The sequence below is a fragment of the Sinorhizobium prairiense genome (assembly GCF_029201645.2).
GTDB classification, from domain to species: Bacteria; Pseudomonadota; Alphaproteobacteria; order Rhizobiales; family Rhizobiaceae; genus Sinorhizobium; species Sinorhizobium meliloti_A.
The window spans coordinates 825,247-837,933 of the sequence record NZ_CP104133.1 but is presented as its reverse complement, the minus strand read 5'-3'; the positions used below and the strand labels follow the sequence as shown (position 1 = coordinate 837,933).

Below are 12,687 nucleotides of genomic sequence, written 5' to 3'. Positions count from 1 at the left end.
GCGGGCCAAAGGCGGCTCGCCGGCAATATCGGCATGGGAGGGTGTCACGAGCGAACTTCAAGAACGGCAGGTCGATGTCGACCTCGAGCAACTGGTCGCCGAAGCGGATACCGGCGGACGCAACGCCAAAGGATTGACCGGGCAGATCTTGCTCTGCACCGCTGTGGCATGGTCGCTGTTCCAGCTCTGGTACGCGTCTCCCCTGCCCTTCGTCTTCGGCTTCGGCATTCTCAACGATACCGAAGCCCGCGCCATCCATCTCGGTTTCGCGCTGTTCCTGACCTTCCTTGCCTATCCCGCACTGAAAAGTTCGCCGCGCGACCGGGTGCCGCTCGCCGATTGGGTGCTTGCGGCGCTCGGCGCCTTCGCGGGCGCCTATCTGTTCCTCTTTTATGGCGAGCTTGCCGGACGGCCCGGCCAGCCCTCGACGCTCGATCTCGTCACCGGTACGGTCGGGATCCTGCTGCTGCTCGAGGCCACGCGCCGCGCGCTCGGCCTGCCGATGGTGTGCGTCGCCGGCCTGTTCATCTTCTACACCTTCGCCGGCCAGTACATGCCCGACGTCATCCAGCATCGCGGCGCTTCGCTGGTGAAGTTCATCAATCACCAGTGGCTGACCACGGAGGGCGTTTTCGGCATTGCGCTCGGCGTATCGACGAGTTTCGTTTTCCTCTTCGTCCTGTTCGGAACGCTGCTCGAAAAGGCCGGCGCCGGCAACTGGATGATGCAGATCTCCATCGCCTTGCTCGGGCATCTGCGGGGCGGCCCCGCCAAGGTGGCCGTCGTCTCCTCGGCGCTGAACGGCGTCGTCTCCGGCTCCTCGGTTTCGAACGTCGTGTCGGGTGGCATATTCACTATTCCCCTAATGAAACGTACGGGACTTTCCGGTGTGAAGGCCGGCGCGATCGAGGCAACCGCATCGATCAACGGCCAGATCATGCCGCCGGTCATGGGCGCCGCCGCGTTTCTGATGGTCGAATATGTCGGCATCCCCTATTCGGAGATCGTGAAGCACGCGCTGCTTCCAGCAGTCTTTTCCTACATCGCGCTTCTCTACATCGTGCATCTGGAGGCGGTGAAGCTGAACATGCAGCCGATCCCCCAGCGTCCCACGCCGGCACGCGAAAAGTGGCTGCGCATGGGCCTGGGGCTTGCGGGCAGCGTGCTTGCAATCTGCCTGCTCTATTACGGCATCATCGCCATCCGGGCCGCATTCGGAGCAGGCGCGCCCTTGCTGCTCGCGATTGCGGGCGTGGCGCTCTATCTCGCGACGATCTGGTATTCGTCCCGTTATCCCGACCTGGAACTCGACGATCCGGATGCTCCTATCCTCGAACTGCCGCGCGCATGGGACGTTACACGGACCGGGCTCGATTTCCTCATTCCCATCGTCGTTCTGCTCTGGTGCCTCATGGTCGAGCAGCTTTCGCCGGGGCTCTCCGCCTTCTGGGCCACGCTGACGATCCTCGCAATCGTCGCCACCCGCAAACCGCTGATGGCGATCTTTCGCAAAGAGAATTTCGCAAGCGCGGCCCGTGCCGCCGCCTGGGACCTCGTCGACGGCCTGGCGCTCGGCGCGCGCAACATGATCGGCATCGCGGTCGCAACGGCGACGGCCGGCATCGTCGTCGGAACGATCACGCTTACGGGTCTGGGCCTGATGATGACGGAACTCGTCGAATTCATCTCGGGCGGCAACGTCATCATGATGCTCGTTCTGATCGCGGCGATCAGCCTTGTGCTCGGCATGGGGATCCCGACTACCGCCAATTACATCCTGGTCGCCACACTGATGGCGCCGGTCGTCGTCGAGCTCGGTTCGCAGGCGGGCCTCGCCATCCCCTTGATTGCCGTTCATCTCTTCGTCTTCTATTTCGGCATCATGGCCGACATCACGCCGCCCGTCGGACTGGCCTCCTTCGCCGCGGCGGCGATTTCCAAGGAAGACCCGATCGCCACGGGCTTTCAGGGTGCACTCTATTCGCTGCGCACCGCGATCCTGCCTTTCGTTTTCATATTCAATCCGGCGATACTGCTGATCGGCGTCGACACCTGGGCGCATACACTTTGGGTCGCCTTCGTCTCGCTTGCCGCCATCCTCATCTTCTCGGCCGCGACGATGAACTGGTTCGTGACGAAAAGCCGGCTGTGGGAGAGCGCGGTCCTGCTGCTCGTCTGCTTCACGCTGTTCCGTCCCGATTGGTGGCTCAACCAGATTTCGCCACCCTATGAGGAACTGCCCGCCTCAGAATTCCTGCGGTCCGTCGAGGAGGCTCCGGCAAAAGGCCGGATCAACTTCGTGGTCCAAGGCTTCGACCTGATGGGCGACGAGGTTCGCAAAACCGTCAACGTGCCGCTCGGCGAGCCCGGCGAGCCGCTTCAACGGCTGCAATCGATCGGGCTCACGGTCACACCGGCGGGCGACAGTCTGATGATCAGCAATGTCGACTTCGGCTCCTATGCCAAGCGCATCGGCCTCGATGTCGGCTTTGACATCGTCGCAGTGCTGAGAAAAGCCGAGCAACCGTCAGCCGCCATCCCGGTGGGTATCGCGCTGGCTGTGACCGCGGGAATTGCCGGCTTGCAGTTCGGGCGCAAAAAGGCAGATCGCAGCGGAGCCGGTCTGAGGGGCGCCGCGCGCAAATAAGCGACAGTCATGCCGCCGAGGATTCCCTCACGATCAGCAGTGGCGGGGCGATCGCGTGCCGTTGGGGCTCCTTGCCCTCCATCGCTGCGATCAGCACGTCGATCGCCGCTTCCGCGACCTGATCCAGATGCAGGTTGACAGCCGTCAATTGCGGCGTGGCGAGTTTTGCCCGCATTCCATCGTATCGCGTCGCCAGTCGTAGACCATGCGGAATGGGGCGGTCGAGCAACCGGGCGGCATCGAGCACCCCCCTGGCGAAAGCGTCGACAGGCACGCATAGCGCGTCGATATCCGGGTTGCTTCGCAGGAGCCTCTCGGCAGCCGCGGCAGCCTCCGATTCCCCGCCACTTTCGTCGATGCGCAAGGCAACCGGTGAAAATCCCCTCTCCGCGGCGTAAGCCGCATAGACGGCCTCGGTCTCGATGTAGGAATTGCGCCGCTGCTCGCCGGTAATCAGGCCGACCCGGCGGCTGTTCGCGCCAAGGTGCTCCAGCATCAGCCGGGCTGTCGCAGTGCTCTGAATATCCACCGACGGAATGTCGTCTCTCCCCGGCGCCCGCCCGATCGAGACAACCGGTACGCCGCGGGCAGAGAAGAAATCCAGTAACCGGTCTTCGACCATGGGTTCGACGATTATCGCGCCGTCGACTTCCAGCGCGTCGAGGTTGGAGTCGGGCTCCAAAGGCGGCACCAGGCAGAGGGCGAGATGCCGCGAAAGAGCCGTAACGGCAGCGGCGGCAGCGATCTCCATCAGGAAGCCCAGCCTCGCAGGGCCTGCAGCCACCGCAAAGGGCATTGACGATGCCAGGGCGATGATCCCCGCGCCGCCCGTTCTGAGCCTGCGGGCCCGGGGATTGGCCCGGTAACCCATCTTGTCCGCCAGCGCCACAATCCTGGCTTTCGTCTCAGGGTCGACATAGCGCCGTCCGCTGAAGGCGTGGGAAACCGTCGTCGGCGATACGCCCGCCGCCTTCGCCAATTCCACGATCGTCGATCTTGCCATCCAAACACCCCGTCCATGAACCGGCCCGGATGATGGCATTGCGGCGCGGCTTTTACAAATCGATTTGCCAGAGAGAAAGAATGTGCTATTACACACTATGCAAAACGATTTGCATAGCCAGCGGGAGAGAGGCTGGCGTGGAGGAGATCAAATGACCGGGAACAAAATCGATTCTATCGACCCGACGGACGAAGTGCTGCCGCCGCGCAGCCTGGCGCTGTTCGGTCTTCAGCATGTGCTGGTGATGGCTGCTTCGCCGATCACCGCGGTGTTTCTTGTAAGCAAGGCGCTCGGCTTTTCCGATGCGCTGACCGTCTCGCTGATCAGCGCGACGTTTCTGATCTGCGGCCTGGGCACAATCCTGCAGAGCTTCGGGCCGGCGGGCTTCGGCGCGCGGCTGCCGTTCATCATGGTGCCGGGTGGCGCGCCGATCGCGATCTTTCTGGCCATCGCCCAGCAGACGGACGTGCAGACGGCCGTCGGCGCGGTGATCCTCACTGCAGTCTTCTATTTCCTTGCGCTGCCGGTATTCCGCCGGCTGCTTCGCTATTTTCCGCCCATAGTGGTCGGGACCATGCTCCTTCTCGTATCGGTGAACCTCGTGCGCATCTACGGCGGCACGATCACCGGCAAGCAGGGGAGCGAAGGCTTCGCCGATCCGATGAATGTCGGGCTTGCCCTTGCGACGATCGTGCTGACGATAATCTTCGCAAGAGTCTTCACGGGCACGCTTCAGCGGATATCGGTAATGCTCGGCCTCATCGCGGGTTCGGCCATCGCCATGGGAGCCGGGTATATGGACCTTTCCGGCATCTTCGACGGACCGATGATTGCCGTGCCCCAGCTTCTTCCGTTCGGAATGCCGAAGTTCGACTTTTTCGCCGCCCTTCCGCTGATCGTGTTTTCGATCATATCGATGGCCGAAGCGACCGGGCAGACCATTGCCACCGCCGAGATCGTCGGGCGTCGAGGCGACGCTCACGCGATCGTGCCCGCGACCATCCGCGGCGACGCCGTCGCCTCGCTCGTCGGCGGTCTGTTCGGAACCTCGCTTATCATTACCAGCGGTGAAAACGTGGGTATCGTCCGGGCAACCAACGTCAAATCCCGCTACGTCACCGCAACGGCCGGCGTGATCCTCGTCCTCATCGCCCTGTTTGCGCCGATCGGTCGTCTGGCGAATGCCCTGCCCGGCCCCGTCGTCGGTGGAACGGCGGTGATCGTGTTCTCGATCATCGGCGTGATCGGGATCGATCTTCTGCGTCGCGTCGATCTGCGCGAGCACGGGCCGATGTTCACGCTCGCGGCGGCGCTTTCCATGGGGCTTCTGCCGATCCTGGTCCCGGGCGTCTACAGCCAGTTTCCGCACTGGAGCCAGATGATCCTGGCCAACGGCCTTGCCGCCGGAACAATCACGGCGGTGATTGTGAACGCATTTTTTCAACACCTGCCTCTGGAGCAATTCCAGGCAAAGTGCGCAGCGGTTTTCCGTCCGGAATAGCGGCAAAACAAGGATCAGAGCATTTCCGCGGTTCAAAGCGGGAATGCTCTGGCGCCGCCGAAAAGGCAGCAGCCAGCGTCGAAGCTGAAAGGAATACAAAAGTGACGGAATTGCGCGACAAGTTACAGGGCAGCAGTGAATTCCTGCTTCACCCCGGCAAGGTTCTCCTGCCGGACGGGCCTCGATCCGGAATGGGGGTAGTGGTCCGCGACGGGCGCTTCACGGACATCGGCGCCGCAGGGCTTGTCGGTAGCCGGAACCCGGATCTGACACCGATCGAGCTGCCGCATCATCTGGTGATGCCCGGCTTCATCGATACACACACCCATCTGACCCAGTCGCTCGGCAAATCGCTTGTCTTCGGCGAGCCTTCCGAGATCTTTCGCCGGATATGGGTGCCGCTCGAAGGCAGTCTCGACGAACGGATGGTCTATCTTTCCGCAAAGCTTGCGGCGCTCGAGTGCCTGCGCGGTGGCTTTACCGCCGCCGTCGATGCGGGCACGCGTTCAGCCGGCCATGTCGATGCGCTGATACGGGCGGCGCGGCAAACCGGCCTGCGCAGCGTCATAGGCCTGATCTGCAACGACCTCGGCGGAGCCGCCGTCGTCCCCGAACGCACGACGATCCTCAAGAACGCAGCCAGGCACCTGGCCGCATTCGAGGGCGACCCTCTCGTTCATGCCTCGCTCGCCATTTCCATTCCGGAGGCGGCCAGCGACCATATGCTGGCCGACGTTTCCCGGATGGCACGTGAATCGGGAGCGATATTCCAGACCCATGTCAACGAACACCTCGTCGCCGTCGAGCGCTCGCTGGTCGCAAACGGCCGCCGTCCGCTGGAGCACCTCGCCCATCTGGGCGCCCTCGGCCCGCATGTGCTGATCGCCCATTCCACGCTGGTGACGCCTCACGAGCTGAACCTGTTGCGCGACAGCGGCACGGCCGTCGCCTACAATCCGGTCGCCAGCCTCTGGAAGGGCAATGCCATCGCGCCCGCCCTGCAGATGGCCGCACTCGGCATCCGCTTCGGGCTGGGAACGGACGGGACGCGCGCCGACGGCTTCCGTCTGATGGATGCCGCCGAAGGCCTGCAACGCGCCGGCTTCGGCCTTGCGACAGGCGACTCCTCCTGCGGCGGCGGCTGGCTCTGGGTCGAGCGGGCAACAGCTCAGGCTGCGGACGCCGCAGGTCTCGCCGGAGTGACCGGTGCGATCCGCGAGGGACTTGCCGCCGATTTCCTTCTGGTCGACCTGGATCGTCCTGAATTCACCCCTCCCACGATCTCACGTGGGAGCTCGTGCGCTACGGCAATCGCGACCAGATCGACGCAGTCTTCACCGCCGGGCAACTCCGTCTCTGGCAGGGCTGGCCGGTCGGATGGGATGCACGCGCTCTTCTTGCCGAGGTGCGCGAGGTCACGGCCGAGGCCATCGCAAGGGCGCCGATCCAACGCGTCCACAAGCCGTCGTCCGAGCATCGGGCGCTGGGGCATTTCGCATGACCCTCGGCCTTTTTGCGATCCTGAGCGCCGTTACGCTCGTCTCGTCCTTCATCCAGGGTGCGCTCGGCATCGGCTTCGCACTGATCGTGGCGCCCGTCGTCGGCATCCTGAAGCCCGATCTCCTGCCGGTGACGCTGCTTCTTCTGATGCTGCCGCTCAATTTCCACGTCGCCTGGCGGGAACGGTCGGCGGTCGATTGGTCCGGCGCGAAATGGATCACGCTCGGCAGGTTCGCCGGCACCTTTGCCGGCGTGTGGCTGCTCGCCGCGCTCTCGACGCAGCAGCTGGATCTGGCCGTCGGCTGGTTCACGGTCATCGCCGCCGCCGCCGCGCTCTTCGCGCCGCCCTTCGAACCGGGCCGCCCGAGCGCGCTCGGCGTCGGATTGTTCACCGGTGTGACCGAAACGGCGACCGGTATTGGCGGCCCGCCGCTCGCTCTCCTTTACCAGCACGCCCAGGGGCCGATACTCAGAGCAACCGTGGCGGTGTGCTTCTTCGTCGGCGAAATCATGTCGCTCGTCATACTCGCCTTTGCAGGCCGTCTCGGAGCGGACCAGCTACTGGCTGCGCTCTACCTCGCACCGGCAGTTCTCCTCGGAAGCGCTCTGTCGCGGCTGACGCACGACCATATTCGCGGCCGCGGCCTGCGCTTGGGCGTGCTTACCTTCGCGCTGGCCAGCGGGGCTTTTCTGATCCTGAGATAGGCGCACGCCCTGCTCGGCGTCAGGCCGTGAAACCCTGGTCGCAAAGCTCTCTGAGAGCGGCGGGCGAGAAACTGTCGAGCGCAAGCTCCGGCAACAGGTCGTTATCGGCCGCGAGGTTGCGGTTCATGGCAGCGGAAAACAGGCTCGTTCCCGCTTCGTGCAGAACAGCGGGCTGGCCGGCGATCCTTCCAAGCAGACTGGTGGGGACGAGCCCGAAGGGCACGTCCTCGTAGATGTACCGGCTGTCGGCTGTCGCCGGGCCGAAACCGCCCCGTCCTTCGGTGTGCATCTGCTGGTTCATGTCCGAGACCGTGCCCATCGGCACATGGAAAGACAGGGAGAAATGTTCGCGTACGGTTCTGACCGACAGACCGAAGGTTTCGGCGATCTTCAGCCGCTCCGCGTCGAGCGCTTCGATCAATTGTCCGACGGCCGGCGTCACATGCTCGCCCTGTCCCCATTTCTCGCCCTTCTCCATGCGGGTCAGGTTGAGAAGCGCGATGCCCAGGTGGTTCTGCGGGTTGAGGTTGGAAAGCGAGATGGCCAGAAGCCCGTCGCGCTCGACGAAGCGGTCGCCGAAGAGTTCCGTGCACAGCGCCTTCCCCTCGGCTGCGGCAGCCTTCGGCAAGGTGGCGACGTCGATTTTCTGGCGGACGGTATTGACGGAAACGCTTGCGCCGTCCGGCTGCTGGCGGCCGGTCAGAAGGGTCGTGCCCCAGACGATGATGGGCAGGGAAACGCCCCGTTCGGCCAGCCGCTTCGAAAGATAGAGCGCGCCGAAGGAGCTGTGCGAGCTGACGATCAGGGGCTGGGCGGACTTCAGGTGCGGCAGCGCCGCATCGAACGCCACGCGATGACCATTGGCGGGCAGCGCAACGATGACCGCGTCGACGTCGGCGACCGCCTCGCTTGCGTCACGGGCAACCGCCACCGGACCGGAAAACTCGACGGCGCCTGTCGCCGTCAGCGGCTCCCCTTCCGCCAGTTTGCGCGTGCGCGCCCCCGAAGGAGACCACAGAACGGGGTGATGACCGGCTTTTGCCAGGAAAGCCGCCATGCCGAAGGCGATCGCCCCGGCGCCGAGAATACCAATACGCATCGTAGTTCTGTCTTCCTTTCTCAAATAGCGACGTGCTTTGCCGCCTTGCCCTTCAAGGTCGCCCAACACCGCTCTTCGCGAAGCATCCAGCGGGAAACCGGAGATTTTTCACTGGATAGCACCGAAACGAAAAATTGTCCTTTGTCACTGGCGCTTAAGATACGTTTTATGCAGTATGAGACAGCTATAATGCACTGGGCGCATGATCGTGATGGAGATACGGGAACTCGAGGCCTTTCTTGCGGTGATGTCCACCGGCAGCATCACCGCCGCCGCCCGGCTGCTCGATCGCTCCCAGTCCCAGGTCACGCGCCTCATCCAGGACCTCGAAACCTCCGTCGGCTTCGCGCTCTTCGACCGCAACGGTCCGAAGATCGCACCGAGCGAAAAGGGGATCGCCTTCCACGCGGAAGCCGAGCGCTTCCTGAGCGGCATCGGCCATTTGCGGGAGCGGGCAAGGACGATCGCGGAAAAGGAGCCGCAGCCGATCGAGATCGTGGCGATCCCAGCTTTCGCCAGCGGCATCATCCCCTTGGCGCTTGCGGCGTTGCCGGAAAAGCTGCTGCCGCGAAAAATCCATCTGCGCAGCCTGCCGGCGGAGGCGGCGGTGCAATCGGTATTGGCCCGCACGGCAGATTTCTGCGTCACGTCTCTGCCGGCCGACCAGCCGGGACTGGAAGTGCACGGGGTGTTTCAGGGACCTTGCGTTGCCGCCGTGGCGGAAGGTGATCCTCTTGCCGCCTGCGAGGTGATTTCGATCGCAGATCTTGCCGGACGCAACATTATCACGATGGCCAATCCGTTCCGCCTGCGCCACCGCGTGGACATAGCGTTGGAGGCAGCGAATATCCGCCCGGCCAGGATCATCGCGACCAGCGTTTCGGTCAATGCGGTACAGATCGCATCGACGGGGCTCGGCGTGGCGATCATCGAGCCTGCGACAGCCTACGGTTTGAAGCTGGCCAATGTCGCGGTCCGTCCGCTCGACGTCGACATTCCTTTCCCGTGGGCGATCTTTTCGGCCGCCGCGCGTCCGTTATCCGACAGCTCGCGCGAACTGATTCAGGCGATCATACAGATTGCTTCCGCTCACATCCCGGGATTTACCGCTCACGACCCGCGCAACGTCAATCGCGTCGCCGATATGATCTTGGGAGGAGACCAGACCGACGCACGCTAGCCCGCGAAACCGCCCTGCCAAATGCCGGGAAGTATCCAATTCATAACAACGAAACTGAGAACCAAAAGAGGAGAATGACATGAAAGACTTCACCGCAACCCGCCGCTCCACGCTGAAGCTTCTGGCCGCTGGCACGGGCGTCCTGGCAGCGCCGGCAATCATTCGCCCGGCATTTGCCCAGTCCAAGGTCGTGAACATCACCACCTATGACAAGTTCGTTCCGCAATCCTTTATCGACCAGTTTCAGAAGGATACGGGTATTGAAGTGCGCATTCGCCTGACAGACGACCAGGGCAAGCAGTACAACGTGCTGTCGGCCGAAGGCGAGACGCCCTCGACGGATATCGTCACGGTCACCGGCCATCGTCTGTCGCAATTCATCGGGTCCAAGCTGCTCACGCCGCTCGACACCGGCCGGCTGAAGAACTGGGACAAGCTCGCCTCCGCCTACAAGGGCGCACCGCAGCTTACCGTCGACGGTTCGGTCTTCGGGGTGCCGCTTTTGGCCGGCTTCGAGGGCCTCGCCCGCAACACGGATTATACCAAGGCCTCCGACAGCTGGGCCATCATGTTCGATCAGGAATACAAGGGCCTGACGTCCTACATCATTTCCGACTTCCTCCAGATTACCATGCGCTATCAGGGCAATGACGGCGACTTCGTCACCTATGAAGGCAAGCCGGAGGAGGCGCAGGCCGCAACCAACAAGGCGCGCGACTACCTGATCCAGAACAAGGACATGGTTCGCAAATACTACGACGCCGGCTCCGAAGTTCAGCAGATGTTCGTCAACGAGGACATCTATGTCGCCCATAGCTGGTCCGGCCCCGCGGCGAAGCTGATCATGGACGGACATCCGATCGAAATATCGGTTCCGAAGGAGGGGACCTATGGTTTCCTCTACTCCTTCAACGTGGTGAAGAACGGCCCGAATACGGATGCGGCCTATACCTTCCTCGACGCCATCCTCTCGTCTCCGGAGATCGGCGCGGCGATGAGCCGGCAGTCGGGCTTCGCCTCCGCATTCGACGGCGTGGACAAGGTGCTGAACGACAAGGAGCGTGCTGCAATGACCCTGCCGCAGGAGCAGACCGAGCGCATCCAGTTCTTCAGCTCCGTCAACCGCGACATGAAAAACGAGATGGTCGACAAGGCGGTCGCCGAGATCAAGGCCGCCTGATCGATCGCCGAGGCCCATCCGACGCGGCCGGTCCCCTTGGGATCGGCCGCGAGAAAGAGCATTTCATGAGCCTGGAACGACGACAATGGTAGATACGACCACAATGCAAGCCCGATCCGCCGGTTCTTTACGGGTGCCCCGTTATGCCGGATGGATCGGCAAGGCCGTCGGTTCGGGTCTTTATCGCCACACCATCGGACGCCTTGCGGACAGCCGCCGTGCCCGCTTGGCGCTGCTTGCCGGCGTCCCTCTCTTCTGGATCGCGGCGCTGCACATCGACCCGATCTTCCAGATGGGGCGGATCAGCTTCATGACGGACTACCCGCAGGCACCGGACGGAGGCCCCGCCTATACGCTGGCCAATTACGAGCTGTTCTTCTCCGACCAGCTCTATTTCATGCCCTTCATCCGCAGCCTCATCTTCGCGGCCGTCGTCACGATCTCGACCCTGGTGATCGTTTATCCGGTCGCTTACTACGTCGCGAAAATCGTTCAGCCGAAGAACCGCATGCGCGCGTTGCTGCTCCTGCTCATCCCCTTTTGGGCTGGAGAACTGATCCGCACCTTTTCGGTCATCATGCTTCTCGCCAATCGCGGCGCGGTCAACGTAGCGCTACGCGAACTCGGCTTCATCGACCGGCCGATCCCGATGCTCTACACGTCGTTCTCGCTGAGCTTCGGCGTCATCTATCTGCTGGCGCTCTACATGTTGCTGCCGCTCTATTCGGCCATCGAGAAGATACCGACACCGCTCATTCATGCGGCGGCCGACCTCGGTGCCGGCCCGTTCCAGCGCTTCCGCCGCGTGATCCTGCCCTTGTCGAAGGACGGCATCGTCTCCGGCTGCAGCCTCGTCTATCTCACCTCCGTCGGGGTCTTCGCGGCACCGCTCCTGCTCGGCGGCCCGAATACGGTCATCTTCCCCGAGGTGATCGCGACGCTCTTCCACTCCTCGAACGACAAATGGCCCGAAGGCGCCGCCTTCGCCATGCTGCTGCTCGCGGTTTCGCTGTCGACGGTCGGCCTGTTCATGCGGGTGATCGGCGGCCGTTCCGTCCGGCTGATGTAAGGAGGCCACGATGCGACCATACTTCGCCGATCTCCCGAAAACCGCCCTCGGTGCCGCCTACTGGCTGTTTGCGGTCTATCTCCTGCTGCCGCTGGCGCTGATGACGGCCATGAGCTTCAAGGATGCGAGCTTCGTCGCCTTTCCGATCACGGACTGGACGCTCAACTGGTATGCCCAGGTGTTGCAGGACAAGCAATTCATCGAAGCCTCGCTCTATTCGGTCGGGATTGCGCTGGCGACCACTGCCGCGGCGACCGTCATCGGCGTCTGGATCGCTCTTCTGGTCTCGACCGAAGGTATCTGGGGCAAGGCCATCATCTTCGCACTCGCCTGCCTGCCGGCGGTCGTTCCGGGCCTGATCAACGCAATCTCAATGCGGATATTCATCCGCACCGTCGACATCCCGACCGGCACGGCGGCGATCATCCTGTCACATGCAGTCCATGCCGTGCCCTTCGTGGTGATCATGGTGCTCACGCGGCTGCGTTCCATGCCGGCCAATCTGGTCGACGCAGCCCGCGATCTCGGCGCCGATCGGTTCGTGGCCTTCCTCAGGGTCACGATCCCGTACCTGATGCCGGCACTTCTCGGCGGCATGATCTTCTGCGTGCTCACCAGTATCGACGACTTCGTCCGCACCTTCTTCCTCGGCGGCTACAAGCCCACGCTCCCGATGCTCATCTTCGCGAAGGTACAGGGCGGCATGTCGCCGGAGATCAACGCCATGGCGACGATCGTGCTGGTCGTGACAGCCGCTGTCGGCGTTTACGCCGAGCACCTCACCCGCCGTTCAAGGAACTGAC

At 63.1% G+C, this 12,687-nt stretch carries 9 protein-coding genes and 1 pseudogene; 8 read left to right on the top strand and 2 right to left on the bottom strand.

Annotated features, from left to right (window positions below; translation table 11 throughout):
- Positions 1 to 133 precede the first annotated feature (133 nt).
- Positions 134 to 2,647: a TRAP transporter permease gene (locus N0Q91_RS27240; RefSeq protein WP_275599718.1), complete on the top strand. Its 2,514-nt coding sequence runs from the start codon at positions 134 to 136 to the stop codon at positions 2,645 to 2,647.
- A 7-nt stretch (positions 2,648 to 2,654) separates the two neighbouring features.
- Here the strand turns inward: N0Q91_RS27240 and N0Q91_RS27235 are convergent, their stop codons facing one another.
- The gene (locus N0Q91_RS27235) at positions 2,655 to 3,650 is read right to left on the bottom strand and encodes a LacI family DNA-binding transcriptional regulator (RefSeq protein ID WP_275599717.1); all 996 of its coding nucleotides are present in this window, start codon (positions 3,648 to 3,650) and stop codon (positions 2,655 to 2,657) included.
- A gap of 151 nt (positions 3,651 to 3,801) precedes the next feature.
- Here N0Q91_RS27235 and N0Q91_RS27230 point away from each other — a divergent pair, with 151 nt between their 5' ends.
- From N0Q91_RS27230 to N0Q91_RS27220, 3 genes and pseudogenes are all read left to right on the top strand, one after another.
- A complete protein-coding gene (locus tag N0Q91_RS27230) occupies positions 3,802 to 5,151 on the top strand; it encodes a uracil-xanthine permease family protein (RefSeq protein WP_275599716.1) in 1,350 nt (449 codons plus the stop codon).
- Positions 5,152 to 5,252: 101 nt separating this feature from the next.
- Positions 5,253 to 6,652: pseudogene (locus N0Q91_RS27225) on the top strand (amidohydrolase family protein).
- Positions 6,649 to 7,356 (top strand): sulfite exporter TauE/SafE family protein, encoded by a 708-nt coding sequence (locus N0Q91_RS27220; RefSeq protein ID WP_275599715.1) that lies wholly within the window; start codon positions 6,649 to 6,651, stop codon positions 7,354 to 7,356. Before N0Q91_RS27225 ends, N0Q91_RS27220 begins: the two are co-directional and overlap by 4 nt.
- A 19-nt stretch (positions 7,357 to 7,375) precedes the next feature.
- Here the strand turns inward: N0Q91_RS27220 and N0Q91_RS27215 are convergent, their stop codons facing one another.
- Entirely contained in the window at positions 7,376 to 8,455 is a 1,080-nt protein-coding gene (locus N0Q91_RS27215) for an NAD/NADP-dependent octopine/nopaline dehydrogenase family protein (protein WP_275599714.1), read from the bottom strand.
- A 202-nt stretch (positions 8,456 to 8,657) separates the two neighbouring features.
- Here N0Q91_RS27215 and N0Q91_RS27210 point away from each other — a divergent pair, with 202 nt between their 5' ends.
- From N0Q91_RS27210 to N0Q91_RS27195, 4 genes are all read left to right on the top strand, one after another.
- Positions 8,658 to 9,635, top strand: coding sequence for a LysR family transcriptional regulator (locus N0Q91_RS27210; RefSeq protein WP_275599713.1), 978 nt, complete (start codon positions 8,658 to 8,660; stop codon positions 9,633 to 9,635).
- A 79-nt stretch (positions 9,636 to 9,714) separates the two neighbouring features.
- Positions 9,715 to 10,815, top strand: coding sequence for an extracellular solute-binding protein (locus N0Q91_RS27205; protein ID WP_275599712.1), 1,101 nt, complete (start codon positions 9,715 to 9,717; stop codon positions 10,813 to 10,815).
- 85 nt (positions 10,816 to 10,900) lie between these two features.
- Positions 10,901 to 11,884 carry an ABC transporter permease gene (locus N0Q91_RS27200; RefSeq protein ID WP_275599711.1) on the top strand — a complete coding sequence of 328 codons (984 nt, stop codon included), beginning with the start codon at positions 10,901 to 10,903 and terminating at the stop codon, positions 11,882 to 11,884.
- Positions 11,885 to 11,894: 10 nt separating this feature from the next.
- Positions 11,895 to 12,686, top strand: a complete 792-nt coding sequence (locus N0Q91_RS27195) for an ABC transporter permease (protein WP_100672486.1) — start codon at positions 11,895 to 11,897, stop codon at positions 12,684 to 12,686.
- The last annotated feature ends 1 nt before the right edge of the window (position 12,687 follow it).